This window comes from Citrobacter sp. TBCS-14 (assembly GCF_005280805.1).
In the GTDB taxonomy this organism is placed as follows: Bacteria; Pseudomonadota; Gammaproteobacteria; order Enterobacterales; family Enterobacteriaceae; genus Citrobacter; species Citrobacter gillenii.
Map to the genome: position 1 here is coordinate 341,506 of NZ_SZWM01000185.1, position 25,719 is coordinate 367,224.

Consider the following 25,719-nt stretch of genomic DNA (forward strand, 5'->3'; position numbering starts at 1 on the left):
CTTAGTACAGAGAGTGGGTGTTGTTTTCAATATCTTCTTTGGTGATACGACCGAACATTTTCCAGTAACACCAGCTGGTGTAGAGCAGAATGATCGGTACAAACACCGCCGCAACCCAGGTCATCAGGTTCAATGTTCTCTGGCTGGAGGTAGCATCCCACATGGTCAGGCTGGCATTCATCATGGTGCTGGATGGCATCACAAATGGGAACATTGCGATACCCGCAGTCAGGATGATGCAGGCCAACGTCAGTGAAGAGAAGACGAACGCCCAGGCCCCTTTCTCCATACGAGACGTCAGGATGGTCAGCAGCGGCAGGGCTACACCCAGAGCCGGAACCAGCCACAGGATAGGTGCATTGTTAAAGTTCACCATCCATGCGCCCGCAACTCGCGCGACTTCTTTGGTCATCGGGTTAGAGGCAGCATGGTGATCCAGTGCAGAGGTCACAACATAACCGTCAATACCGTACATCACCCAGACACCGGCCAGCGCGAAGCACACCAGAGTAACCAGCGCGGCGACCTGTGAAGTAGCACGTGCACGCAGGTGCAGTTCACCTACAGTACGCATCTGCAGATAGGTCGCGCCCTGAGTGATGATCATGCCCACGCTTACTACACCGGCCAGCAGACCAAACGGATTCAGTAACTGGAAGAAGTTACCGGTGTAGTACAAACGCATGTACTCATCCATATGGAACGGAACCCCTTGCAGCAGGTTACCGAACGCCACACCAATGACCAGCGGCGGTACGAAGCTACCAATGAAGATGCCCCAGTCCCACATGTTGCGCCAGCGCATGTCTTCAATCTTAGAGCGGTAATCAAAACCGACCGGACGGAAGAACAAGGACGCCAGTACCAGAATCATCGCCACATAGAAGCCGGAGAACGCAGCGGCATACACCATCGGCCAGGCAGCAAATAATGCGCCGCCCGCGGTGATGAGCCAAACCTGGTTACCGTCCCAGTGTGGGGCGATGGAGTTAATCATAATTCGACGCTCGGTATCATTACGACCGAGGAAACGGGTGAGCATGCCCACCCCCATGTCGAAACCATCAGTGACTGCAAAACCAATCAGCAGAATGCCAACCAGCAGCCACCAGATAAAACGCAATACTTCATAATCGATCATTTGACGACTCCTGTCTTAGCGTGCCGGCTGAGAAGTCACAGTGGACTGCTCGTAGTGATAACGACCGGTTTTCAGGCTGCTCGGGCCAAGGCGTGCGAACTTGAACATCAGGTACAGTTCAGCCACCAGGAACAGGGTATACAGGCCGCAAATCAACAGCATCGAGAAGATCAGGTCGCCCGCAGTCAGTGACGAGTTCGCCACGGCTGTCGGTAGCACTTCACCTATCGCCCACGGCTGACGCCCGTACTCTGCAACAAACCAACCGGACTCAATCGCAATCCATGGCAGCGGAAGCGCATACAGCGCCGTGCGCAGCAGCCATTTTTTCTCACCGATACGGTTACGAATGACGGTCCAGAAGGAAACCGCAATGATAGCCAGCATCAGAATGCCGCACGCCACCATGATACGGAACGCAAAGTACAGCGGAGCGACACGAGGAATAGAATCTTTCGTTGCCTGCTGAATTTGTGCTTCGGTCGCGTCGGTCACTTTGTCGGTATAGCGTTTCAGCAGCAGACCATATCCCAGGTCTTTCTTCATGCTGTTGAACTGGTCACGAACGGCCTGATCGGTGGAACCCGCACGCAGTTCTTCCAGCAGCTGATACGCTTTCATCCCGTTACGGATACGCTCTTCGTGCTGCACCATCAGGTCTTTCAGACCAATGACCGGCGTATCAACAGAGCGGGTGGCAATGATGCCCAGCGCGTAAGGGATTTGAATCGCAAAATGGTTTTCCTGCGCATCCTGGTCCGGAATACCGAACAGCGTAAAGGATGCCGGTGCAGGCTGGGTTTCCCACTCTGCTTCAATCGCGGCAAGTTTGGTTTTCTGCACGTCGCCCATTTCGTAACCGGACTCATCACCCAGAACGATAACAGACAGAATGGCAGCCATACCGAAGCTGGCAGCGATGGCAAAAGAACGCTTAGCAAATGCGAAGTCACGACCGCGCAGCATATAGTAAGAGCTGATACCCAGAACGAACATCGCGCCGCAGACATAACCAGACGCTACAGTGTGAACAAATTTCACCTGTGCAACCGGGTTAAGCACCAGTTCAGAGAAGCTCAGCATCTCCATGCGCATGGTTTCGAAGTTGAAATCCGCTGCAATTGGGTTTTGCATCCAGCCGTTCGCCACGAGGATCCACAGCGCAGACAGGTTTGAACCCAATGCCACCAACCAGGTGACGCACATATGCTGGACTTTACTCAGACGGTCCCAGCCGAAGAAGAACAGACCTACAAAGGTGGATTCGAGGAAGAAGGCCATCAAACCTTCGATCGCCAGCGGCGCACCGAAAATATCCCCGACATAGTGGGAATAGTAAGACCAGTTAGTCCCGAACTGGAACTCCATGGTCAGACCGGTAGCCACACCCAGAGCGAAGTTGATACCAAACAACTTGCCCCAGAACTTGGTCATATCTTTATAAATCTGTTTGCCGGAAAGGACGTAGACCGTTTCCATGATGGCCAACAAAAACGCCATACCCAGCGTTAGTGGCACAAAAAGGAAGTGGTACATCGCGGTCAAGGCAAACTGTAAGCGCGACAGTTCGACTATATCTAACATCATGACTCCTTGCTCATCGCATGAAGACTCCGAGAGTGAACCCCGTTAGAAAGGGTCACACGCATGCCCCAATACAAATTTATTTGCGTCCTTCCACCGTCGCTCTTTCTTCTCATTTGAAGAAAGGACAATGATGAAAAGTTACAAACATGTTAATAAAACACTCAAATTGATCCCGCAATTATATTACGCCGTAAAATCCTTACAATAAACAGGTTTTTATCGAGACAAATTTGCATTTTTCGATAGTGATCAATTTATAGCTAATTTACCACTTTCAGACCAATTTGATCTGCAGCAATTTAACCTCATTTGATGAGGTTTACCAAGTTTTAAACATTGATTTAAATCAATTTACAGATTTAATGTTAATGATGTTTACCGATAACATGACTAGTGAATTTCATGTTAATTTCTTGTTTTACAATAAGTAATCATAGTTACCATAAATGATAGATTATTAATTAAAATCCACACGATCTTTTAAGCCATCAAGATGGCAACGGTCAGGAGGTAGATAAAGAGTCACTCTTGCTGGGTAGCTCACAGTTTTTTTTTAGCAAGCCATAACATTGTTATTTTATACAAATAATTCATTTTATTTTCACTTATAATTAACACCGAGATGTAACTATCTCAATCAGAAGTGAAATGCGGCTGCATTCAGTGACTCTACGAAGCGGGATCACCGCCGCGCGCCGAAACCCAAACATCATCGCCCGAATCATCATTATAAGTTATAGGTCATTCCTTCTCTATGCTTATGCGGCAAAGATTAAATATGTTCCGAACAATCTATTATCATTTTTATCTTAAATTTAACAAAAAATATTTCTGCCATATAAGATATATAAATAAAAAAACGTTATGTCGTTCACAAGTTATTTAGTGAACCTACCTTTTTATATTATTAAAAATCACACATTAAAACCTCGCATAACAAAATAAGATTTTGATCACAAAGATGGCAAGTCATTTATTAGTGAAATTACTAACAAAATGACAATGCGACAAAAACAACAACACAACTCATTGAATCATCACAGATTTACCTAAATGCAATTATAACAATCATTTTAATCAGGATATTTTGAAAATAGATCAATTGCTTCCTTTTCAGCTTCCACAGAAACTCCGACTCTATTAAGAGGTTGTCACAATCCATGTTCTAAATATTAAAAAATAATTTTTACTTATTGACCATCAGCCCTACAGAGGATTCCCCATGAAGAAATCTACACTTGTTATTGGCGTTATCGGTGCTGACTGCCATGCAGTAGGCAATAAAGTTCTGGATCGCGTTTTTACCTCCCACGATTTTCACGTAATCAACCTCGGGGTGATGGTGAGTCAGGATGAATATATTGATGCCGCGATTGAAACAGGCGCGGATGCCATCGTGGTGTCATCTATCTATGGCCACGGTGATATCGACTGCCTCGGCTTGCGTGAGCGCTGCATCGAACGTGGCCTCGGCGATATTCTGCTCTATGTCGGCGGCAACCTGGTTGTGGGTAAACATGACTTTGCAGACGTCGAAGTGAAGTTTAAAGAAATGGGCTTTAACCGCGTCTTTGCACCAAGCCACGACCTGGAAGATGTTTGTGCGCTTATCACCAATGACATTCACCAACACAATGGCCTCGAGCAGCGTTGCCTGGAAGAGGCTATCTGATGCAAACAGTTTCTGTCGATATCGGCTCGACATGGACCAAGGCAGCCCTCTTCGCACATGAAGGTGAAGAATTAACGCTGGTAAACCATGTCCTGACCCCAACCACCACACATCATCTGGCAGACGGTTTTTTTGCCAGCCTGAATCAGGTGCTAAATGTTGCCGATGCTCGCCCGTTACTGAAAAGCGGTGAAGTGCAGTTGAAATACTCCTCGTCAGCCAAAGGTGGACTCGCCGTTGCAGCAATGGGGCTGGTGCCTTCCATTACGCTGGAATCGGCCAAAGTAACCGCCCATTCGGCTGGCGCAAAAATCGCGCAATATTATTCGTACAAACTTAACCGCCATGACATTCAGGAGCTGGAATCATCACCACCAGACATCCTGTTGTTTACCGGCGGCACGGATGGCGGTGAAGAAAGCTACGGTCTGGCTAATGCGCGTGCACTGGCCGAGTCAAAGCTTGATTGCGCCATTATCTACGCTGGTAACCGCGACATTCAGGACGATGTGCAAACTCTCCTGGGACATAAAGATCTGACTACGGTAGATAACATCCTGCCCGATCTCGACCACCCTAATCCGTTTGCTGCTCGTCAGGCCATTTGCGATGTGTTTTTGTCCCGTATCGTCAAAGGCAAAGGACTGGACGTTATTGTCGGTGAAACCGGCGAAGAGCCGATGCCCACGCCGTGGACGGTGTATGAACTGGTAAAAGCGATTAGCGACTACGACAGCGCATGGAAGGAATTCATGCTGATCGACATGGGCGGCGCCACCACGGATGTCTATTCAGCCAGCGCGAATACCCTCTCCCCTGACACCGTTCTGCACGGCGTCCCAGAACCCTTCGTCAAACGTACTGTTGAAGGCGATCTGGGGATGCGAGTTTCCGCCGTTGTCGTCGGAGAAAGCACGCAGGAAATGGTGAAAGTTATCTTTGCCCAACAGCCACAGCGCGAAGAGGCGTTTTACCGCTATCTGCGCCATCTGGTTGGGCAACCGGATTACCTGCCACTCAGCGAGGAAGAGAAATATTTCGACACCCTGCTGGCAGGTTTGTGCGTGGGCTATGCCACTGAGCGCCACGCGGGCACTAAAAAGCAGGTTTGCACCTGCGTAGGTAACGTGGATTTACAGATGGGTCGCGATCTCACCACCGTACGCAAAGTTGTCGGTTCAGGGGGATGGCTCTCGCGCGCCAGCCAGTTTGATATTCATAACTGGCTCAAATATCGGGAGTTGGACGACCAGGGTAAAAGAATTCTGTTACCGAATCAGTTTGAGTATTACCGCGATTCACATGGCCTGCTCCCTCTACTGGCAAACGTCGCCAGGCTGTACCCGCAAGCCGCTGCTCGCACCAGCATTCAGTGTTTAACCCTATAAAACTTAAGGCAGCTACGAATGGAACTTCGAAATAAAAAACTGACCCATGACGAATTTATGACCGAAAGGCTGCAGGTGTTACAAACCTGGGAAACCGGCAAAGACGTTGAGAACTTCGAAGATGGCGTGAAGTACCAACAAACAATTCCAGACCAGAAGCGCTTCTCCCTCGCGCTGTTGAAGGCCGATCAGGAAGGTAAAACCCTGAGCCAGCCGCGTGCAGGCGTTGCATTAATGGATGAGCACATTGCGCTGCTCAAAACATTGCAGCAAGAGTGCGACCTGCTGCCCAGCACCATCGATGCTTATACCCGTCTGAACCGTTATGAAGAAGCCGCCGTCGGGATCCAGAAATCTATCGAAGCGGGTACGTCCAAGCTGAATGGTTTACCGGTCGTCAACCACGGGGTTGCTGCCTGCCGCCGGATGACGGAATCCCTGGAGAAACCTATCCAGGTTCGCCACGGTACGCCAGATGCGCGCTTGCTGGCAGAAATTGCCATGGCCAGTGGTTTTACCAGCTACGAAGGTGGCGGTATCTCTTACAACATCCCTTACGCCAAGCGCGTCACCCTGGAAAAATCCATCCGTGACTGGCAGTACTGCGACCGTCTGATGGGACTGTACGAAGAAAACGGGATTCGCATTAACCGTGAACCCTTTGGTCCGCTGACCGGCACCCTGATTCCGCCATTCATGTCTCACTCCGTCGCGATCATCGAAGGTCTGCTGGCGCTGGAGCAAGGCGTGAAGTCCATTACCGTGGGCTACGGCCAGGTCGGTAGCCTGACGCAGGACATTGCTGCGATTCAAGCGCTGCGTGAACTGTCACACGAATACTTCCATAACTACGGCTTCGACGACTATGAGCTGAGCACCGTATTCCACCAGTGGATGGGCGGATTCCCGGAAGACGAAGCGAAAGCTTTCTCCGTTATCGCCTGGGGTGCGGCAGTGGCTGGCATGTCTGGCGCAACGAAAGTGATCACCAAGAGCCCGCATGAAGCATTTGGTATCCCGACTGCGGCAGCAAACGCCCAAGGCCTCAAAGCGTCACGTCAGATGCTGAACATGGTTAGCGACCAGAAATTCCCGCAGTGCGCAGCCGTGGAGCAGGAAGTAGAACTGATTAAGAGCGAAGTCCACGCAGTGCTGAAGAAAGTCTTCGAACTGGGTAATGGCGACATTGCACGCGGTACCGTGCTGGCCTTTGAAGCAGGCGTACTGGACGTGCCTTTCGCACCTGCAGCCTGTAATGCTGGCAAAATCCTGCCGGTTCGCGATAACTCAGGCGCAATCCGTATTCTTGAAGCCGGCTCCGTACCGTTGCCGAAAGATATTCTCGCCCTGCACCACGACTACGTCGCAGAGCGCGCCCACTTTGAAGGCCGCAAGCCTTCTTTCCAGATGGTCATTGATGACATCAACGCCGTATCCCACAGTAAATTAATAGGAAGACCATAATGAAAATTAAACAGGCCCTTTTCACAGCTGGCTACTCCTCATTTTATTTTGACGACCAGCAGGCCATTAAAGACGGCGCAGGTCACGATGGGTTCATCTATACCGGCACGCCGGTAACGCCTGGATTTACTTCTGTTCGCCAGGCGGGTGAATGCGTTTCGGTTCAGCTGATTCTGGAAAACGGCGCGGTAGCGGTCGGTGATTGTGCAGCTGTACAGTATTCCGGTGCGGGCGGTCGTGACCCGCTGTTCCTGGCAGAGAACTTCATTCCGTTCCTCAACGATCACATCAAACCGCTGCTGGAAGGTCGCGATGTCGATGCGTTCCTGCCAAACGCCCGTTTCTTCGACGAACTGAGCATTGACGGTCGTCTGCTGCATACCGCCGTTCGCTACGGCCTGTCTCAGGCGCTGCTGGATGCCGCTGCGCTGGCGACCGGTCGTCTGAAAGCAGAAGTCGTTTGTGACGAATGGCAGCTGCCATGCGTTCCGGAAGCGATTCCTTTATTCGGCCAGAGCGGCGATGACCGTTATATCGCCGTAGACAAAATGATCCTCAAAGGTGTGGACGTTCTGCCGCACGCGTTGATCAACAACGTCGAGCAGAAGCTGGGCTTTAAAGGTGAAAAACTGCGTGAGTATGTGCGCTGGTTATCCAACCGCATCTTAACCCTGCGCACCAACGAAGCGTATCAGCCTACGCTGCACATTGATGTGTACGGCACCATCGGTCTGATTTTCGATATGGATCCGGTTCGTTGCGCCGAATACATCGCCAGCCTGGAAGTTGAAGCACAGGGCCTGCCGCTGTACATCGAAGGTCCGGTTGATGCCGGTAACAAACCGGATCAGATCCGCATGCTGACTGAGATCACCCACGAGCTGGCTCGTCTGGGCTCCGGCGTGAAAATCGTGGCCGATGAATGGTGTAACACCTATCAGGATATCGTCGACTTCACCGATGCGGGCAGTTGCCACATGGTGCAAATCAAGACCCCGGATCTGGGTGGTGTTCACAACATCGTTGATGCAGTGCTGTATTGCAACAAACACGGAATGGAAGCCTATCAGGGCGGCACCTGTAACGAAACCGAGATCAGTGCACGTACCTGCGTACACGTCGCGCTGGCCGCGCGTCCAATGCGCATGCTGATCAAACCGGGTATGGGTTTCGATGAAGGTCTCAACATCGTGTTTAACGAAATGAACCGCACCATCGCGCTGTTGCAGACTAAGGATTAAGAGATGGCACGCACATTTAAGATCTTATCGCCTACGGCTATCCTGGGTTATGGCTTCCCGGAAGAAAGTTTTCGTAAAGCCATGGAAGAGTCACCGGATCTTATTGCTGTTGACGCGGGTTCCTCCGATCCTGGCCCCCACTACCTCGGGGCAGGTAAACCGTTTACCGACAGGGCCGGCGTAAAACGCGATCTGCGCTATATGATCGTAGCAGGCGTTAAGAACAACATCCCGGTGGTCATCGGCACAGCCGGTGGTTCAGGTGCTGCTCCGCATCTGGAGTGGTGTCGCCAGATTATCCATGAGATTGCGCAGGAAGAAAAACTGTCCTTCTCTATGGCGCTGATCCCGTCTGATGTTGACAAAGAGGTCGTTCATCAGGCGCTGGATAACGGCAAAATCACCGCTCTGGATTTTGTCCCTGAACTGACTCACGAGGCGATTGAAGAGAGCACCTACATCGTCGCACAGATGGGCGTCGAGCCTTTCCAGCGTGCGCTGGAAGCCGGTGCGCAGGTGGTACTGGGCGGACGAGCCTACGATCCGGCCTGCTTCGCCGCACTGCCGATTATGCAGGGCTTTGATGAAGGTCTGGCGCTTCACTGCGGTAAGATCCTTGAGTGTGCTGCTATTGCCGCCACCCCGGGCTCCGGCTCAGATTGTGCGATGGGGATCATTGACGACAACGGCTTTACGCTGAAAGCGTTCAATCCAAAGCGTAAGTTCACTGAAACTTCCGCCGCAGCGCACACTCTGTATGAGAAGTCCGATCCGTACTTCCTGCCGGGACCGGGCGGCGTGCTGAACCTGAAGGCGTGTACCTTCACGCAGGTAAACGACGGCGAAGTGTATGTCAGCGGCTCACGTCATGAAGAGACGCCGTATGCGCTGAAACTGGAAGGTGCACGTCAGGTTGGCTTCCGCTGCCTGACCATCGCCGGGACACGCGACCCGATTATGATTGCCGGAATTGACACCATTCTTGAAGAGGTACAGGCAAGCGTAGCACGTAACCTTTCACTGAATGATGACAGTATCCGCATGACGTTCCACCTGTACGGGAAGAACGGTGTGATGGGCAATCATGAGCCGATTAAAACCGCCGGTCACGAACTGGGGATTTTACTGGACGTGGTCGCACCGACGCAGGATATCGCCAACAGCGTCTGCTCGCTGGTGCGCTCTACCCTGCTGCACTACGGCTATGAAAATCGCATTGCGACTGCGGGCAACCTCGCTTTCCCGTTCTCGCCATCTGATATTCAGAGTGGTCCGGTGTATGAGTTCTCAATCTATCACCTGATTGAAGCAAGCGATGCACTGCGTTTTGATTTCCACATTGAACAGGTCACGCCAGAAGGAGTTCAGGCATGAAACACTCAATTTGTTCACTGGCGCAGGTCATCCGTTCCAAAAATGCCGGACCGTACGAACTGGTTTTAGATATTTTATTTAAAACCAAGGAAGACTATCAACGAGTGAAAGCGTCCGAGCAATTAACACCGCAACTGATTGCTGGATTATATAATGTCGAGCCTGACTTTATTCATAACATTGTCTGGTTTGACCCGGCAAATGCGGTAAAGATCGTCATGCCTCGCGATATTATTTCCGGCAACGTCGGTGACAATGATGTTTATGGCGCGCAGCAACATGCTCCATTATTAAGTATTGAGTTCGATTTGTAATAAAAAACAAAATAACAACCATTGGAGCACAGAATTCAGTAGTATCACAGTGCTTCGAAGTATTCATGCGGTTGGTCACAACAGGCGTGCGCCTGAGCTACTGTTCCAGCTCAGGTGCCCGCCACCCTACACAATTTTCATTACCAGCCTTTATCCGATGGAGTACACATGAAGAAAATTAGTTTAACGAAGATGATCATATTAGGCCTGATACTCGGCATGATTGCCGGGGTGGCCATAAATAATATGGCCGCGGCTGAAACAGCAAAATCTTATGCAGCGGATATTTCTATTTTCACCACTATATTCTTACGTATGGTGAAAATGATTATCGCGCCATTGGTTATCTCCACACTGGTTGTTGGTATTGCCAAAATGGGCGATGCCAAAACGCTGGGGCGTATATTTTCTAAAACCTTTTTCCTGTTTATTTGCGCCTCTCTGGTGTCAATTGCGCTGGGTCTGGTTATCGTTAACATCTTCCAGCCAGGTGCGGGCATCAACTTTGTTCCGCATGACGTCGGTGCTGTCGCAGCCGTTAAGTCAGAACCGTTCACGCTGAAAGTATTTATCTCGCACGCGGTACCGACCAGTATCGTTGACGCGATGGCACGTAACGAAATCCTGCAGATCGTTGTGTTCTCAATTTTCCTCGGTTGCAGTCTGGCCGCCATTGGCGAAAAAGCCGATCCTATCGTGAAGGTACTGGACTCGCTGGTACACGTGATGCTGAAGCTGACTGGCTACGTCATGCTGTTCGCACCACTGACCGTTTTTGCTGCGATTTCCGGTCTGATTGCCGAACGTGGTCTGGGTGTGATGGTGAGCGCCGGGATCTTCATGGGTGAGTTCTACCTGACGCTGGGTATGCTGTGGGCCATCCTGATTGGTCTGTCAACAATACTGATTGGTCCTTGCATCAGCCGTCTGACCAAATCCATTCTCGAACCGGCTCTGCTGGCCTTTACCACCTCCAGTTCTGAAGCGGCCTTCCCAGGCACGCTGGATAAACTGGAGAAGTTTGGCGTCTCTTCCAAAATTGCCAGCTTCGTACTGCCTATCGGTTACTCGTTTAACCTGGTCGGCTCCATGGCCTACTGCTCCTTTGCCACCGTCTTTATTGCCCAGGCGTGCAACATCGAACTGAGCATGGGTGAGCAAATCACCATGCTGTTGATCCTGATGCTGACCTCTAAAGGGATGGCGGGTGTACCGCGTGCATCCATGGTAGTTATCGCCGCTACGCTGAACCAATTCAACATTCCGGAAGCCGGTCTGATCCTGCTGATGGGCGTCGATCCGTTCCTCGATATGGGTCGTTCTGCCACTAACGTAATGAGTAATGCCATGGGTGCTGCCATCGTGGGTCGTTGGGAAGGTGAACACTTCGGCCAGGGTTGTCGCGGAACTGCACCAGTGAAAACCCCGGAACAGGATCGTCCGGTTACTGAAACGGAAGTTGCTTTGTCTTAATCATTTGATAACTGCGATCTGTAGACCGGGTAAGGCGTTTACGCCGCTATCCGACAAGAGAGCCACACCTGATGGCGACGCGAAGCGTCTTACCAGGTCGATAAGGTTTTTCCGGTCTACGGATCTTTTTTCACAACACCACCAGGAAAACACAATGAATAAAACACTTCTCGGCGTAAGTCTCTTTTCTTTCAGCGTCTTGTTTAGCGCAACAACGTTCGCGCAAACCACGCCGGATTACGCCAAACTGATCGAACAGGCACACCAGAAATTTAAAAGTAACAATGACGGAAAAGTCGCCGACTATATCCCTGCTCTGGCGACCTATAGCCCGAAAAATTTTGCCATCACCATTGCCACCGTTGACGGCAAAATCTACCAGGTTGGCGATGTCAACAAACCCTTCCCGATGGAATCCCTGAGCAAAGTCTTCACCATGGCATTGGCTATGGAGCAGCATGGCCCACAGGTGGTTCTGGATAAACTCGGCGCCAATGCCACCGGCATGCCATTCAACTCAGGCTTAGCCGTTGAACTGACCAAAGGCGCACCGGAAAACCCGCTGGTTAACGCCGGCGCAATGAGCACCGTTAGCCTGATTGAAGCCAAAGACAAAACCGATCGTTGGAACAAAATCCTCGATAACCTGAACGTCTGGGCAGATGCCAAACTGACCGTGAACGAACCGGTGTTCAAATCTGAAATGGATACCAACCAGCACAACCAGGCGCTGGCGAAGCTGATGGAATCCTACAACAGCTTCTATGGCGACACCGACGAAGCCGTTGAAATTTATACCCGTCAATGCTCAGTCGATATCACCGTTGAGCAACTGGCCAAAATGGGTGCTGTCCTCGCCAACAAAGGAAAGTCTCCGTTTAACGGCAAGCAGTTGTTGAACGAAAAATATGTGCCGCAAGTATTGGCTGAAATGGCGATTGCCGGGTTGTACGACGGCAGTGGCAAGTGGCTGTATACCGTCGGCCTGCCGGCGAAAAGCGGCGTTGGCGGCGGAATGGTTGCTGTTGTCCCGGGTGAATATGCGATAGCTGTTTATTCTCCGCCGCTGGATGAAGCCGGTAACAGCGTTCGTGCCCAGAAAACTATCGAATATGTCGCCGAAGCGACAAAAGCCAACGTCTTTTTAGCGAAATAAGCCCGTGCCGGATAGCGCTAATGCGTATCCGGCCTCCTCGCTAAAACTTCTCCGGCCAGCAAAGTTTACTTTTTTGTTGGCCGGAACCGACGTTACCTAAAAACCTAAAGGTGAGAAGTAAAAATGTCTAAACCATTTGTCTGGCAGGAACTCTTTGTTCAGAGTAAAGATAATACAGAATATGAATTACTCACTAACCAATACGTTACGGTAACTGAGTTAGACGGAGAGGAAGTGATCAGGGTGGCGCCTGAGGCGTTAACCTTGTTGGCACAGCAGGCATTTTATGAAGCGTCCTTTTTCCTGCGCGCCGGACATTTGAAGCAAGTAGCCAGCATTTTGCACGACCCGCAGGCCAGCAGTAACGATAAATATGTCGCACTTCAACTGCTGCGCAATGCGGAAGTTTCCGCCAAAGGCGTACTGCCCAACTGCCAGGATACCGGCACCGCAACGATTGTTGCCAGCAAAGGACAGCAGGTCTGGACCGGCGGCGATGACGCGGAAGCATTAAGCAAAGGCGTGTATACCACCTTCACGGAAAATAACCTGCGCTATTCGCAAAATGCCCCGTTGGATATGTACACCGAGGTAAACACCCAAACGAACCTGCCTGCGCAAATCGACATCAGTGCAACTCCGGGTAACGAATACCGCTTCCTGTTCGTCAATAAAGGCGGCGGCTCGGCCAACAAAGCGGCGCTGTATCAAGAAACCAAGTCCATTCTGCAGCCAGAAAAACTCACCGCCTTCCTGATCGAGAAAATGAAATCACTGGGCACCGCTGCCTGTCCGCCGTATCACATTGCGTTCGTCGTGGGCGGGCTCTCTGCCGATCAATCGCTGAAAGTGGCTAAGCTGGCTTCAACAAAATATTACGATAACCTGCCAACCAGTGGCAACGAACTGGGTCAGGCGTTCCGCGATACCGCACTGGAGACGGCGTTGCTCAATGCCAGCCGCGAGTTTGGTATTGGCGCACAGTTTGGCGGTAAATACTTCGCGCACGACATTCGCGTCATTCGCCTGCCACGCCACGGTGGCTCCTGCCCTATCGCCATGGCCCTCTCCTGCTCTGCAGACCGCAATATTAAAGCCAAAATTAATAAGCACGGTATCTGGCTGGAGAAACTTGAACATAATCCGGGAAAATTTATTCCCGATTCTCAGCGCGTAGAAAACAGCGGTCAGACCGTACAACTGAATCTGGATCGTCCGCTGCGCGAGATCATGCAGGATCTGTCCGCGCTGCCGATTGGCACCCGACTGTCACTCAGCGGCCCAATTGTCGTTGCCCGCGATATCGCCCATGCCAAGATCAAAGAACGTCTGGATAACGGCGAACCGATGCCGGAATACATGAAAAATCACATTGTGTATTACGCCGGTCCCGCCAAAACGCCTAACAATCTGGCCTGCGGTTCAATGGGCCCCACTACCGGCGGGCGCATGGACGGTTATGTCGATGCTTTCCAGGCAGCAGGCGGCAGTTTGATCATGTTGTCAAAAGGCAATCGCAGCAAGCAGGTGACCGATGCTTGTCAGAAGCATGGTGGATTTAACCTTGGCAGCATCGGCGGCGCAGCGGCCCTGCTGGCCCAGCAGTATGTGAAGAGCCTGCATTGTCTTGAATATCCTGAACTGGGTATGGAAGCGGTGTGGATGATGGAAGTGAAAAATATGCCCGCCTTTGTATTAGTGGATGACAAAGGCAACAACTTCTTTAGTCAGTTTGAGCAGCAGCATCGCTGCACAACCTGCCCTGCAGGACATTAAGGAGCAACAATGGAAGTGCGAGCCAATGACGACAGGCACCGCCAGCGTCAGCAGAAACTGAAAGATCAGGTTGATACCCGCGTGGCGGCGGCAACGGAAAAGAAAGGGATTTTGATTGTCTTCACCGGCAACGGTAAAGGAAAATCCACTGCCGCCTTTGGTACCGCGACGCGCGCGGTCGGCCATGGAAAAACCGTTGGCGTCGCGCAGTTTATTAAAGGCCAGTGGGATAATGGCGAATACAACACGTTACAACCGCTCGGCGTTGAATTCCATATTATGGGCACCGGCTTCACCTGGGAAACCCAGAACAAGGAAGCGGACATTGCGGCAGCAACGGTGGTCTGGCAGGAAAGTAAGCGCATGCTCGCCGATGCGCACTACGATCTGGTCGTACTGGATGAACTGACGTATATGTTGGCGTATCACTATCTGGATACTCAGGAAGTGATCGCTGCCATCGAGAATCGTCCAGCCGAACAGAGCGTAATTGTCACGGGCCGCGGATGCCACACGCTTTTACTGGAACTTGCCGATACGGTCAGTGAGATGCGTCCGGTCAAGCACGCGTTTGATAGCGGTATTCAGGCACAAGTTGGGATTGACTGGTAGGAAAAACACGCTGGCCTACAATATTGTAGGCCGGCGTTGTCATCACGTCACTGACACCACAGATTTACCGAGTAACCAGTTACGGAAAGTCTGTAAATGCGGAGATTCCGCCTTCTCTTCACGCCACGTCATAATGAACCGGTTGCCGGTACGCATCGGGACATCGCAGGGAATCACCATATCACCGCAGTCCAGATCGTGCTGAATAGCAAATCGGGGTAACAACGCGACGCCCAAATTCGAGCGTACCGCCGCGATCAGCATCGAGAGCAAATCAAAGCGCGGACCTTTATTGACTAACGGACTGCTGACATCAGACAACGCAAACCATTCCTGCCAGCCTTTGATACGCGTACTTTGGTGCAACAGAGGAAACTCATTCAGCAGATCGGTTACCGCCAGCTTGCGATCGGCTTCGTTCAGCAGGCATCTGCTGCATACGGGTAAAATTTCCTCTTCGAAAAGGTACTCGACCCCAGACCATGGCGAGTAAAAATCTTCCCGCATGATTGCCGCGTCGTATTCGCGATTGAGAAAATCGCCGATATTCGCCAAAGAGTGAATATTAACGATAATATCAGGGTTAAGTTTATTGAACTCACGTAAGTTAGGAATCAGCCAGTGCGTACTAAACGTAGGATTAACCGCCAACTCAATAACCTGCACGGTCGGTTGCCAGGTCATTATGGTGGTGGTGTCACGTTCCAGTTTGTTAAGCGTTTCCTTGACGATAGTTAAATAATGCTTCCCTGCCGCATTTAAGAAAATTCGCTTTTTGGCATGATTAAATAGCGCTGTATTTAGAAAGTCCTCCAGCGCATTCACCTGGCGAAAAACAGCACTTTGTGTCAACGCAAGCTCTTCTGCTGCCCGGGTATAACTTTCGTGACGCGCAACTACTTCAAAAGTTACCAGCAACTCCGTCTTCGGTATTTTTCCTCTCATAACCTCTTCCATATGCAGCGTACAAAATAAGTTTAATTTATAAAATAAATTTCATTACACCCAGACAAGCATCGAAAGTTATATTTTATTTTGTCCATTGATGTCATTGATCCAATCCATGATTTACTCACACTGAGGCGGATAAATATTAACCAATAATACGCAAGCCGGGCAGTAAACACAATTTAAATAAGGTTAAATATGGGCAAATAGTGCTTATAAGTTCTTAATAATTTTTCAAATGATCTTGTTTATTGCAGAAAAAACTATGCGAGTTTAATCAATATTATTGCTGCGATATTTTAGGATAATTTAGTGTTATAACCACCCGGCAAACGACTGCTTTTAATCATTCCTTGATGTAGTTTCTGCCATTCTAATGTTAGACGTGATAAAGGACACAATGTGAAAACTTTCGGAAAGGTCTGGCTCGTTGGCGCCGGTCCCGGTGATATATCGTTACTCACCCTCAAAGCAATGATGTGCATTAAGCAAGCCGATGTCATTATTTACGACAGGCTGGTCAATCCTAAAATTTTGGAATGGGCGGTACCTGATTGCAAGCTCATCAATGTCGGCAAAAATCCGGGCTTTCATTGTGTGCCACAGGATGAAATCAACGCGCTGCTGGTCCAGTATGCTGAAACCCATCACCATATCGTGCGCTTAAAAGGCGGCGATCCTTACGTGTTTGGCCGGGGGGCTGAAGAAGTTGAGGACCTCGTGGAAATCGGCATACCTTTTGAAGTCGTACCCGGCATCAGTTCCACTATTGGCGGCCTGACCTGCGCCGGTATTCCAGTCACGCATCGCGATTATGCTTCAGGATTTCACGTGGTCACCGGTCATACGCGTGAAGGAAATCAGCAGCAGGACTGGCGTCAGCTGGCCAAACTCAACGGTACGCTGGTTATCGTGATGGGGATCGCCAATCTGGCGTTTATTTGTGAAGAGTTGCTCATGGGGGGGAAATCTGCCGACACCCCCGCCGCTATTATCATGTCCGCTACGCGGGAGAATCAGCGCCGACTGACTTGTACATTGGGGTCATTACTGAACAAAGCGCAGGAAGCGAACATCGTGCCACCCGCGCTGATCGTTATCGGTGAGGTTGTGACCCTAAGCGACAGACTGTCTTTTATTCCTGCAGCCCTCGCGCTACCGGAAAGCTTCTACTGCGAAAGTCTCGCGTGACGAAAAGACTGGGGTGACGTTTGATGCGCCGCCCGGAAAACACGGCAAAAGTAACTGGTTTGCGCGTACTGAAGTTTCCGGGCAATGCTGTCTATTGAATGCACAGGATCATGCAATAATTCGCCCGCTTTTTGCATTTTCTTCTGATTCACCCATGTTTTAAAATTCACTCCCTGACGTTTCTTAAAGAAGCGGCTAAAATAGTTAGCACTCAAACATACATGCGCTGCCACGGATTCAAGAGATAGCTCACTATATAAATTCTCATCAATATAACGTAGCGCGTCCATGAGTTTCTTTTCATGCCGGGAAAGCTCAGTAAAATAAATCTGCGGGGCGCTTACTTTAGGGTTATTAACCATTTCATCTACCGTATTCTTTCGTTCATAATTATTAACAATAAAGTTCAGTAAGTTTGCCGACGCGGTCAATATATTATTATCCACAACAATCACGCGTTCCCATGCAGCCTTTATTTCAGGGTCGTTCATCCATTGTGATTGCTCATCTATAACTATCGTTTTATATTCCTGATATTTGGCTCGTACTTGGCCACAGATAATAAAACCGCAAAGATTCCCTTCATTAATGAGTGGCATTGAGAAGAGGCTTAATCCTGCATAACAGCAGAGTATTCTTGGTTTTAGCTGTTTTAACCCTTCAAAAGCGCAATACTTATCACACTTTTGACAACTCGCTCGGTACTGTTCATTGGTACGCATGAGTGTACAGAATGCGTTAAAATTATGGCAATCCGATATCACCTTGCCTGTAACATCAATCACTACCGTCGCTAATCCTGTCGCTCTGGCAAAAACATCGGCGATGGAGAAAAAACACTGTAAGTCGTCATCCTTAATTTTCAGCGGCACGCCATCCTCCGGCAATGTTGATATTAAAACCGGTAATATGCAGAATTTAGTCTAAAGAAAGAATGATGCTGACCGCAAAAAATAATCTCATTTGTGAAGATGATTGTGATCAAATTTCAAGATAGTGGATTGCAGAAAATAAAAAAGGCCATCATCAGATGGCCAACCATGTCGAAACGGGAACAGCCCTTGACCATATTGATAGTCAGGGCTGTTTTTTTACTTATTACTTAATCACGGTCTTCAGCGCTTCGCCGATATCGGCCAGGCTGCGTACGGTTTTCACACCAGCGGCTTCCAGTGCAGCGAACTTCTCATCCGCTGTCCCTTTACCACCAGAGATAATCGCGCCCGCATGGCCCATACGTTTGCCTTTCGGCGCGGTCACGCCAGCGATGTAGCCGACAACCGGTTTGGTCACATGATCTTTAATGTAGGCTGCGGCTTCCTCTTCCGCGCTGCCGCCGATCTCACCGATCATGACAATCGCTTCGGTTTGCGGATCTTCCTGGAACAGCTTCAGAATGTCGATAAAGTTAGAACCAGGGATTGGATCCCCACCGATGCCCACACAGGTGGACTGGCCGAAACCGTAGTCAGTGGTCTGCTTAACCGCTTCATAGGTCAGCGTACCGGAACGGGAAACGATGCCCACTTTGCCCGGTTTGTGAATGTGACCCGGCATGATACCGATTTTGCATTCGCCCGGGGTGATAACGCCTGGGCAGTTCGGGCCAATCATACGCACGCCTGCTTCATCCAGCGCCACTTTCACGGTCAGCATATCCAGCGTCGGAATACCTTCGGTGATGGTGATGATCAGTTTGATGCCCGCGTTGACAGCTTCCAGAATGGAGTCTTTGCAGAACGGTGCCGGTACGTAGATAACTGACGCAGTCGCGCCGGTCGCTTCTACCGCTTCACGTACGGTGTTGAACACCGGCAGACCCAGATGGGTGGTGCCGCCTTTGCCCGGCGTAACGCCACCGACCATTTGTGTACCGTAAGCAATCGCTTGTTCTGAGTGGAATGTCCCCTGGCTGCCGGTGAAGCCCTGGCAGATTACCTTGGTATCTTTATTAATTAAAACGGACATTATTTCCCCTCCACTGCGGCAACAACCTGCTGAGCTGCATCCGTCAGACTTTTCGCTGCAATAATATTCAGGCCGCTGTCAGCCAATTTTTTCGCGCCGAGTTCGGCATTGTTGCCTTCCAGACGGACAACAACAGGTACGTTAACGCCCACTTCCGCTACCGCGCCGATGATACCGTCAGCGATCAGGTCGCAACGTACGATACCGCCGAAGATGTTAACCAGAACGGCTTTAACATTGTCGTCAGAAAGGATGATTTTGAACGCTTCGGTCACGCGCTCTTTGGTCGCGCCGCCGCCAACGTCGAGGAAGTTAGCCGGTTCGCCGCCGTGCAGCTTAACGATGTCCATGGTGCCCATCGCCAGGCCCGCGCCGTTAACCATGCAACCGATGTTGCCATCCAGCGCAACGTAGTTCAGCTCCCACTGTGCTGCCTGCGCTTCACGCGGATCTTCCTGAGACTGGTCGCGCATTTCGCGCAGGTCAGCCTGGCGGAACAGTGCGTTGCCGTCAGCGCCCAGTTTGCCGTCGAGGCAAATCAGGTCGCCTTGCTTGGTGACAACCAACGGGTTGATTTCGATCAGCGCCAGGTCACGCTCAAGGAAGATGGTCGCCAGACCCATAAAGATTTTGGTGAACTGCTGAACCTGCTTACCTTCCAGACCCAGTTTGAATGCCAGCTCACGTCCCTGATACGGCATTGGGCCCGCCAGCGGATCCAGTGCGACTTTGTGGATCAGGTGCGGGGTTTCTTCCGCGACTTTTTCGATTTCCACGCCGCCTTCGGTAGAGGCCATAAAGACCACGCGACGGGAGCTACGGTCAACCACAGCGCCGAGGTAAAGTTCTTTACCAATATCGGTCGCAGCTTCAACCAGAATCTGATTTACCGGTTGGCCATTGGCGTCCGTCTGGTAAGTGACCAGACGTTTACCCAGCCAGTGTTCAGCAAAAGCGCGAATGTCTTCTTTGCTGTTAACGACCTTCACACCGCCCGCTTTACCGCGGCCACCAGCGTGAACCTGACATTTTACTACCCATGGACCTGCGCCGATTTTAGAGGCAGCTTCTTCGGCTTCACGCGGAGTAGTACAGGCATAACCCACCGGTGCCGGTAAGCCATAGCGGGCAAAAAGTTGTTTTGCCTGATATTCATGTAAGTTCATGTGTTCTGTCCATCCTTCAGGTAATCGTTATCTTATAACCCGTAGGCCTGATAAGGCCGCAGACCTACGGGGCAGGTGATACTCTTTATAGTTACACGTCTAACAGCAGACGCGTTGGATCTTCCAGCAACTCTTTAATGGTCACCAGGAAGCCCACTGACTCACGACCATCGATCAGACGGTGGTCATAAGACAGCGCCAGATACATCATCGGCAGGATTTCAACCTTGCCGTCTACCGCCATCGGCCTGTCTTTGATGGCATGCATACCCAGGATGGCGCTCTGCGGCGGGTTGATGATCGGCGTCGACATCAAGGAACCGAACACACCACCGTTAGTGATAGTGAAGTTCCCGCCCGTCAGATCCTCGACCGTCAACTTGCCGTCGCGACCTTTCACTGCCAGTTCTTTGATATTTTTCTCGATGTCAGCCATACCCAGCAGGTCAACATTGCGCAGAACCGGAGTCACCAGGCCGCGCGGCGTAGAGACCGCCATGCTGACATCAAAGTAGTTGTGATACACCACGTCATCGCCATCGATAGAGGCGTTGACTTCCGGGAAGCGTTTCAGCGCTTCAACCACGGCTTTCACGTAGAACGACATAAAGCCCAGACGGATACCGTGACGTTTTTCAAACGCATCACCGTACTGCTTACGCAGATCCATGATTGGCTTCATGTTGACTTCGTTGAAGGTCGTCAGCATCGCGGTGGAGTTTTTCGCTTCCAGCAGACGCTCGGCCACGCGTTTACGCAGACGGGTCATCGGAACACGTTTCTCACCACGCGCACCCAGTGCAGGTTGAGCGGCAGGTGCGGCTGCCGGCGCTTTGGCTTCCGCTTTCGCTGCCGGAGCTTTAGCCAGATGTTTTTCAACATCTTCACGAGTGATGCGGCCACCGACGCCGGTACCATTAATGGCGCTGGCTTCGAGGTTATGCTCACCCAGCAGGCGACGAATCGCCGGGCTCAGGGCATCGTTATTCTGCTCGGAAAGCGAGGCCTGCTGGCGCTGCGCCGGAGTAGAATCTTTTTCTTCAGACTTGGCGCTGGTCTCTTTCCCGGCGCTGTTACCTTCACGCAGGCGACCGAGGATCTGGCGAGACGTGACGGTTGTCCCTTCATCTTCCAGAACCGCATCAAGAATACCGTCCGCTGATGCCGGTACTTCCAGTACCACTTTGTCAGTTTCGATTTCTACCAGCACTTCATCGCGCTTAACGCTATCGCCCGGTTTTTTATGCCAGGTCGCTACGGTTGCGTCAGCCACAGATTCAGGCAGGTCGGGAACAAGAATATCTACGCTACTCATTATTTATCCTTTATTTAATCGACGTTCAGCGCGTCATTTACCAGATCTTGTTGCTGCTTCTGGTGAACGGACATATATCCTACTGCCGGTGAGGCAGAGGCCGGGCGACCTGCGTAACGCAGAGCAGACCCAAATGGAATCACTTCACGGAAATGATGCTGGCTGCAGTACCATGCGCCTTGGTTGAGCGGCTCTTCCTGGCACCAGACAAAATCATGTACGTGAGCGTACTGTTTCAACACGTCCTGCATCGCTTTATGCGGGAACGGATAAAGCTGTTCGATGCGCACAATGGCAACATCTTTCTGACCATTCTTGCGGCGTTGCTCCAGCAGGTCGTAATAAACCTTACCAGAACACATTACAACGCGCTTCACGCCTTTCGGATCCAGTTCATCAATCTCGCCAATGGCTGGCAGGAACGCACCGTTAGCCAGTTCGTCCAGCGTGGACACCGCCAGCGGATGACGCAGCAATGACTTCGGTGACATCACCACCAGTGGACGGCGCATACCGCGCAGCGCCTGACGACGCAGCATGTGGTACACCTGAGCCGGGGTAGACGGGACGCAAACCTGCATGTTCTGCTCGGCGCAGAGTTGCAGATAACGTTCCAGACGCGCGGAGGAGTGCTCCGGACCCTGACCTTCATAGCCGTGCGGCAGCAGCATCACCAGACCACACATGCGGCCCCATTTCTGCTCGCCAGAGGAGATGAACTGGTCGATAACCACCTGTGCGCCGTTGGCGAAGTCGCCAAACTGTGCTTCCCAGATGGTCAGCGTGCGCGGCTCAGCCGTGGCGTAGCCGTATTCAAATGCCAGCACTGCTTCTTCAGACAGAACGGAGTCCCATACGCGGAACGTGCCCTGACCGTTATGCACGTGCTGCAATGGGGTGTAGGTTGAACCGTTCGCCTGGTTGTGGATCACCGCATGGCGGTGGAAGAAGGTCCCGCGACCGGAGTCTTCGCCCGACAGACGAACCGGAATGCCTTCGTCTACCAGCGTGGCGTAGGCCAGATTCTCAGCGCCACCCCAGTCGAACAGCTTCTCGCCGGCAGCCATTGACTGACGGTCACCGTAAATCTTGGCGACGCGCGACTGCATTTCAACCGCTTCAGGTACGGTACTGATGCGTTTTGCCAGTTCCTGCAAACGCTTCATTTCAACCTTGCTCGGGTAGTTCTCATCCCAATCGTGGTTGAGGTACGGTGACCAGGTGAAGGAGTGCATGTTCATTGGACGCCACTCTTTCACCACGCATTCACCCGCATCTAACGCATCACGATACAGGTTGACCATTTCGGTCGCGTCTTCCAGCGTAACAACTTTATCGGTTTCCAGTTTGTCAGCGTAGATTTTGCGCGGCGTCGGGTGTTTTTTGATTTTCTGATACATCAGCGGCTGGGTTGCGCTCGGCTCGTCGGCTTCGTTATGGCCGTGACGGCGGTAGCACACCAGATCAATGAACACATCGCGTTTAAAGGTATTACGGAAATCCAGCGCCAGACGCGTCACGAAAGCGACCGCTTCCGGGTCATCCGCATTGACGTGGAAAATCGGCGCCATCACCATCTTACCAATGTCGGTGCAATACGGCGTGGAACGCGCATCCAGTGGGTTAGAGGTGGTGAATCCGACCTGGTTGTTGATAACGATACGAACGGTGCCGCCGACTTCGTAGCCGCGCGCTTTCGACATGTTCAGGGTTTCCTGAACCACGCCCTGCCCGGTTACCGCTGCGTCACCATGAATGGTGATCGGCAGAACTTTATTGCTGCTCGGCTCATCCAGTCTGTCCAGACGCGCACGAACGGAACCGATAACCACCGGGCTGACGATTTCCAGGTGCGACGGGTTAAACGCCAGCGCCAGGTGAACCAGACCGCCTTCGGTTTCGATATCCGATGAGAAGCCCATGTGGTACTTCACGTCACCGGTACCGAGGTGTTCTTTATGTTTGCCCGCAAATTCGTCGAACAGTTCTTGTGGACGTTTACCCAGCACGTTCACCAGCACGTTCAAACGACCACGGTGCGCCATGCCCAGAACCACTTCACGCGTGCCGCTGTTGCCGGCATGGCGAATCATCTCTTTGAGCATCGGAATTAACGCATCACCACCTTCCAGCGAGAAGCGTTTAGCACCCGGGAACTTGGCCCCCAGGTAGCGCTCCAGACCTTCTGCTGCAGTCAGTTCACTGAGGAAACGTTTTTTCTCTTCGCCACTGAACGCCGCGCGACCGGATTCGATACGCTGTTGAAGCCAGCGTTTCTCTTCGGTGCTGGTGATGTGCATGTACTCGGCGCCAATCGGGCCGCAGTAAGTTTGCTTCAGTGCTTCCAGTAACTCGCCCAGCTTCATCGTATCTTTGCCACCGGCAAAAGAACCGACGTTAAAGCTTTCCTGAAGATCGGCTTCGGTCAGATCGTGGAAAGACGGATCCAGATCGGCCACGTTTTCTTGCTGCCACAGTCCCAGCGGATCGAGATTCGCATGCTGATGGCCGCGGAAACGGTATGCGTTGATGAGCTGCAGGACTTTAACCTGCTTCACATTGGCATCAGGGTCGGAAATAGAAGAAGAGTAACGTGGGGTAGCCAACGCCTGACGACGGAAATAATCACGCGTTTTTGAATGGAGTTGATCCGGTTTGACTCCGGTACCAGGTAACTGCTGGAACGTCGAACGCCAGTTAGCATCTACCGAGTCAGGGTCGGTTAAGAAGTCTTCATAGAGCTGTTCTATCCAACTCTGGTTCGAACCAGAGAGGTAAGAAGAGTCCAACCAGGCTTTCAAAGCGCTGTTCTGCATCGTGATCCCTTAAGCATCTTTTCTGCTTATTTAATACTCTAAATAGTTCACGTTTCAGGAAGGCGGCAAGCTTGCGAATCCCTGGGAGCTTACAGCCAGTAAGTGACCGGGGTGAGCAAGTGCAGCCAACGCACATGCAACCTGAACTATGACGAGTATTTCGCCGTGGATACTACCACGCATACGCGTATGCGTGCCGGGGTTCACTTGCGAGCTCTTTTTGTTTGGCTCGCGAAGGAACCTTTAAAAACTGTCAGAGATAAGAGGCAGTTTTTAGAGGTTTCCTGCATTAACGATTTGCCTGATGGCGCTTCACTTATCAGGCCTACGGGATTGTACCTGTAGGCCTGATAAGACGTTTACGTCGCCATCCGGCAACAACGACTTATGCACTACGCTTCAGCAGCATCGACTTAATATGGCCGATAGCGCGCGTCGGGTTCAGCCCCTTAGGACATACACTGACGCAGTTCATGATGCTATGGCAGCGGAATACGCTGAAAGCGTCACTTAAACCTTCCAGGCGACTGTCGGTCTCGGTATCGCGACTATCAATCAGGAAGCGATACGCAGCCAGCAGACCCGCCGGGCCAACAAACTTGTCCGGATTCCACCAGAATGACGGGCAGGACGTTGAGCAGCATGCACATAAAATACATTCATACAGCCCATCGAGCTTCTCACGCTGCTCAGGCATTTGTAAATGCTCACGAGCCGGTGGATTTTTCCCATTATTCAACAAGTAAGGTTTAATCTTCTCATACTGTGCGTAGAATTGCCCCATGTCTACCACCAAATCGCGCACCACCGGTAAACCCGGCAACGGGCGGATGACAATTTTCTTGCCCGGCTGATTCAGCGCAGAAATAGGTGTGATACAGGCCAGACCATTTTTGCCGTTCATGTTCAGGCCGTCGGAGCCACAAACGCCTTCACGGCAAGAGCGACGGAACGACAGTGACGGGTCTTTTTCCTTCAGCTGCATCAACGCATCCAGCAGCATCATGTCGCGACCTTCTTCCGCTTCCAGGGTGTAATCCTGCATATGCGGAGCATCGTCTACGTCCGGGTTATAACGATAAACTGAAAACTCGAGTTTCATTGTCCTGTCTCCGCA

Annotated in this window: 20 protein-coding genes; 11 read left to right on the plus strand and 9 right to left on the minus strand. The window is 51.3% G+C overall.

Annotated features, from left to right (window positions below):
- Position 1 precedes the first annotated feature (1 nt).
- Positions 2-1,141 (minus strand): cytochrome d ubiquinol oxidase subunit II, encoded by a 1,140-nt coding sequence (gene cydB / locus FDX22_RS10325; protein ID WP_115259034.1) that lies wholly within the window; start codon positions 1,139-1,141, stop codon positions 2-4.
- A gap of 15 nt (positions 1,142-1,156) precedes the next feature.
- On the minus strand, positions 1,157-2,725 hold the full coding sequence (cydA, locus tag FDX22_RS10330) for a cytochrome ubiquinol oxidase subunit I (protein WP_096757823.1): 1,569 nt from the start codon (positions 2,723-2,725) through the stop codon (positions 1,157-1,159).
- Positions 2,726-3,950: 1,225 nt separating this feature from the next.
- Between cydA and glmS the strand changes: the two genes are divergently transcribed.
- The 10 genes from glmS to cobO all read left to right on the plus strand — a co-directional run bounded on the left by glmS (position 3,951) and on the right by cobO (position 15,198).
- Complete coding sequence (gene glmS, locus FDX22_RS10335; RefSeq protein WP_096757824.1) at positions 3,951-4,400, plus strand: methylaspartate mutase subunit S; 450 nt, start codon at positions 3,951-3,953, stop codon at positions 4,398-4,400.
- Entirely contained in the window at positions 4,400-5,788 is a 1,389-nt protein-coding gene (gene glmL, locus FDX22_RS10340; RefSeq protein WP_115259035.1) for a methylaspartate mutase accessory protein GlmL, read from the plus strand. Before glmS ends, glmL begins: the two co-directional genes overlap by 1 nt.
- A gap of 18 nt (positions 5,789-5,806) precedes the next feature.
- On the plus strand, positions 5,807-7,252 hold the full coding sequence (locus FDX22_RS10345; protein ID WP_096757826.1) for a methylaspartate mutase subunit E: 1,446 nt from the start codon (positions 5,807-5,809) through the stop codon (positions 7,250-7,252).
- Complete coding sequence (locus FDX22_RS10350) at positions 7,252-8,493, plus strand: methylaspartate ammonia-lyase (RefSeq protein ID WP_146717151.1); 1,242 nt, start codon at positions 7,252-7,254, stop codon at positions 8,491-8,493. Before FDX22_RS10345 ends, FDX22_RS10350 begins: the two co-directional genes overlap by 1 nt.
- A gap of 3 nt (positions 8,494-8,496) precedes the next feature.
- Positions 8,497-9,867: an acyclic terpene utilization AtuA family protein gene (locus tag FDX22_RS10355; RefSeq protein ID WP_096757828.1), complete on the plus strand. Its 1,371-nt coding sequence runs from the start codon at positions 8,497-8,499 to the stop codon at positions 9,865-9,867.
- Positions 9,864-10,181: a DUF4387 domain-containing protein gene (locus tag FDX22_RS10360; RefSeq protein ID WP_115259037.1), complete on the plus strand. Its 318-nt coding sequence runs from the start codon at positions 9,864-9,866 to the stop codon at positions 10,179-10,181. The genes FDX22_RS10355 and FDX22_RS10360 overlap by 4 nt, the downstream gene beginning before the upstream one ends.
- A gap of 168 nt (positions 10,182-10,349) precedes the next feature.
- Positions 10,350-11,654: a dicarboxylate/amino acid:cation symporter gene (locus FDX22_RS10365; protein ID WP_117342260.1), complete on the plus strand. Its 1,305-nt coding sequence runs from the start codon at positions 10,350-10,352 to the stop codon at positions 11,652-11,654.
- Positions 11,655-11,808: 154 nt separating this feature from the next.
- The gene (gene glsA / locus FDX22_RS10370) at positions 11,809-12,810 is read left to right on the plus strand and encodes a glutaminase A (protein ID WP_115259039.1); all 1,002 of its coding nucleotides are present in this window, start codon (positions 11,809-11,811) and stop codon (positions 12,808-12,810) included.
- 123 nt (positions 12,811-12,933) lie between these two features.
- Positions 12,934-14,586 carry a class I fumarate hydratase gene (locus tag FDX22_RS10375; protein WP_146717152.1) on the plus strand — a complete coding sequence of 551 codons (1,653 nt, stop codon included), beginning with the start codon at positions 12,934-12,936 and terminating at the stop codon, positions 14,584-14,586.
- A gap of 9 nt (positions 14,587-14,595) precedes the next feature.
- Positions 14,596-15,198, plus strand: a complete 603-nt coding sequence (gene cobO / locus FDX22_RS10380; protein WP_137362413.1) for a cob(I)yrinic acid a,c-diamide adenosyltransferase — start codon at positions 14,596-14,598, stop codon at positions 15,196-15,198.
- Positions 15,199-15,240: 42 nt separating this feature from the next.
- Here cobO and FDX22_RS10385 read toward each other — a convergent pair whose 3' ends face one another.
- Positions 15,241-16,143: a LysR substrate-binding domain-containing protein gene (locus FDX22_RS10385; RefSeq protein ID WP_117342257.1), complete on the minus strand. Its 903-nt coding sequence runs from the start codon at positions 16,141-16,143 to the stop codon at positions 15,241-15,243.
- A gap of 405 nt (positions 16,144-16,548) precedes the next feature.
- Between FDX22_RS10385 and cobA the strand changes: the two genes are divergently transcribed.
- Positions 16,549-17,337, plus strand: a complete 789-nt coding sequence (gene cobA / locus FDX22_RS10390) for a uroporphyrinogen-III C-methyltransferase (protein WP_146717153.1) — start codon at positions 16,549-16,551, stop codon at positions 17,335-17,337.
- On the opposite strand, the gene FDX22_RS10395 is transcribed toward cobA, so the two are convergent.
- The 6 genes from FDX22_RS10395 to sdhB form a co-directional block, all read right to left on the minus strand.
- Positions 17,316-18,209, minus strand: coding sequence for a PocR ligand-binding domain-containing protein (locus FDX22_RS10395; RefSeq protein ID WP_146717154.1), 894 nt, complete (start codon positions 18,207-18,209; stop codon positions 17,316-17,318). The two genes, cobA and FDX22_RS10395, sit on opposite strands and share 22 nt — an antisense overlap.
- A gap of 226 nt (positions 18,210-18,435) precedes the next feature.
- The gene (gene sucD, locus FDX22_RS10400) at positions 18,436-19,305 is read right to left on the minus strand and encodes a succinate--CoA ligase subunit alpha (protein ID WP_115259045.1); all 870 of its coding nucleotides are present in this window, start codon (positions 19,303-19,305) and stop codon (positions 18,436-18,438) included.
- A complete protein-coding gene (sucC, locus tag FDX22_RS10405; RefSeq protein ID WP_096757838.1) occupies positions 19,305-20,471 on the minus strand; it encodes an ADP-forming succinate--CoA ligase subunit beta in 1,167 nt (388 codons plus the stop codon). The genes sucD and sucC overlap by 1 nt, the downstream gene beginning before the upstream one ends.
- Before the next feature lie 91 nt (positions 20,472-20,562).
- The gene (odhB, locus tag FDX22_RS10410; protein WP_117342254.1) at positions 20,563-21,786 is read right to left on the minus strand and encodes a 2-oxoglutarate dehydrogenase complex dihydrolipoyllysine-residue succinyltransferase; all 1,224 of its coding nucleotides are present in this window, start codon (positions 21,784-21,786) and stop codon (positions 20,563-20,565) included.
- Between the two features lie 14 nt (positions 21,787-21,800).
- The gene (gene sucA / locus FDX22_RS10415; RefSeq protein ID WP_117342253.1) at positions 21,801-24,602 is read right to left on the minus strand and encodes a 2-oxoglutarate dehydrogenase E1 component; all 2,802 of its coding nucleotides are present in this window, start codon (positions 24,600-24,602) and stop codon (positions 21,801-21,803) included.
- Between the two features lie 385 nt (positions 24,603-24,987).
- Positions 24,988-25,704 carry a succinate dehydrogenase iron-sulfur subunit SdhB gene (gene sdhB, locus FDX22_RS10420; RefSeq protein WP_115259048.1) on the minus strand — a complete coding sequence of 239 codons (717 nt, stop codon included), beginning with the start codon at positions 25,702-25,704 and terminating at the stop codon, positions 24,988-24,990.
- Positions 25,705-25,719 lie beyond the last annotated feature (15 nt).

Coding starts and splice junctions, on each gene's coding strand:
- cydB (WP_115259034.1), bottom strand. CDS start 1,141: ATGATCGATTATGAAGTATTGCGTTTTATCTGGTGGCTGCTGGTTGGC.
- cydA (WP_096757823.1), bottom strand. CDS start 2,725: ATGTTAGATATAGTCGAACTGTCGCGCTTACAGTTTGCCTTGACCGCG.
- glmS (WP_096757824.1), top strand. CDS start 3,951: ATGAAGAAATCTACACTTGTTATTGGCGTTATCGGTGCTGACTGCCAT.
- glmL (WP_115259035.1), top strand. CDS start 4,400: ATGCAAACAGTTTCTGTCGATATCGGCTCGACATGGACCAAGGCAGCC.
- FDX22_RS10345 (WP_096757826.1), top strand. CDS start 5,807: ATGGAACTTCGAAATAAAAAACTGACCCATGACGAATTTATGACCGAA.
- FDX22_RS10350 (WP_146717151.1), top strand. CDS start 7,252: ATGAAAATTAAACAGGCCCTTTTCACAGCTGGCTACTCCTCATTTTAT.
- FDX22_RS10355 (WP_096757828.1), top strand. CDS start 8,497: ATGGCACGCACATTTAAGATCTTATCGCCTACGGCTATCCTGGGTTAT.
- FDX22_RS10360 (WP_115259037.1), top strand. CDS start 9,864: ATGAAACACTCAATTTGTTCACTGGCGCAGGTCATCCGTTCCAAAAAT.
- FDX22_RS10365 (WP_117342260.1), top strand. CDS start 10,350: ATGAAGAAAATTAGTTTAACGAAGATGATCATATTAGGCCTGATACTC.
- glsA (WP_115259039.1), top strand. CDS start 11,809: ATGAATAAAACACTTCTCGGCGTAAGTCTCTTTTCTTTCAGCGTCTTG.
- FDX22_RS10375 (WP_146717152.1), top strand. CDS start 12,934: ATGTCTAAACCATTTGTCTGGCAGGAACTCTTTGTTCAGAGTAAAGAT.
- cobO (WP_137362413.1), top strand. CDS start 14,596: ATGGAAGTGCGAGCCAATGACGACAGGCACCGCCAGCGTCAGCAGAAA.
- FDX22_RS10385 (WP_117342257.1), bottom strand. CDS start 16,143: ATGAGAGGAAAAATACCGAAGACGGAGTTGCTGGTAACTTTTGAAGTA.
- sucD (WP_115259045.1), bottom strand. CDS start 19,305: ATGTCCGTTTTAATTAATAAAGATACCAAGGTAATCTGCCAGGGCTTC.
- sucC (WP_096757838.1), bottom strand. CDS start 20,471: ATGAACTTACATGAATATCAGGCAAAACAACTTTTTGCCCGCTATGGC.
- odhB (WP_117342254.1), bottom strand. CDS start 21,786: ATGAGTAGCGTAGATATTCTTGTTCCCGACCTGCCTGAATCTGTGGCT.
- sucA (WP_117342253.1), bottom strand. CDS start 24,602: ATGCAGAACAGCGCTTTGAAAGCCTGGTTGGACTCTTCTTACCTCTCT.
- sdhB (WP_115259048.1), bottom strand. CDS start 25,704: ATGAAACTCGAGTTTTCAGTTTATCGTTATAACCCGGACGTAGACGAT.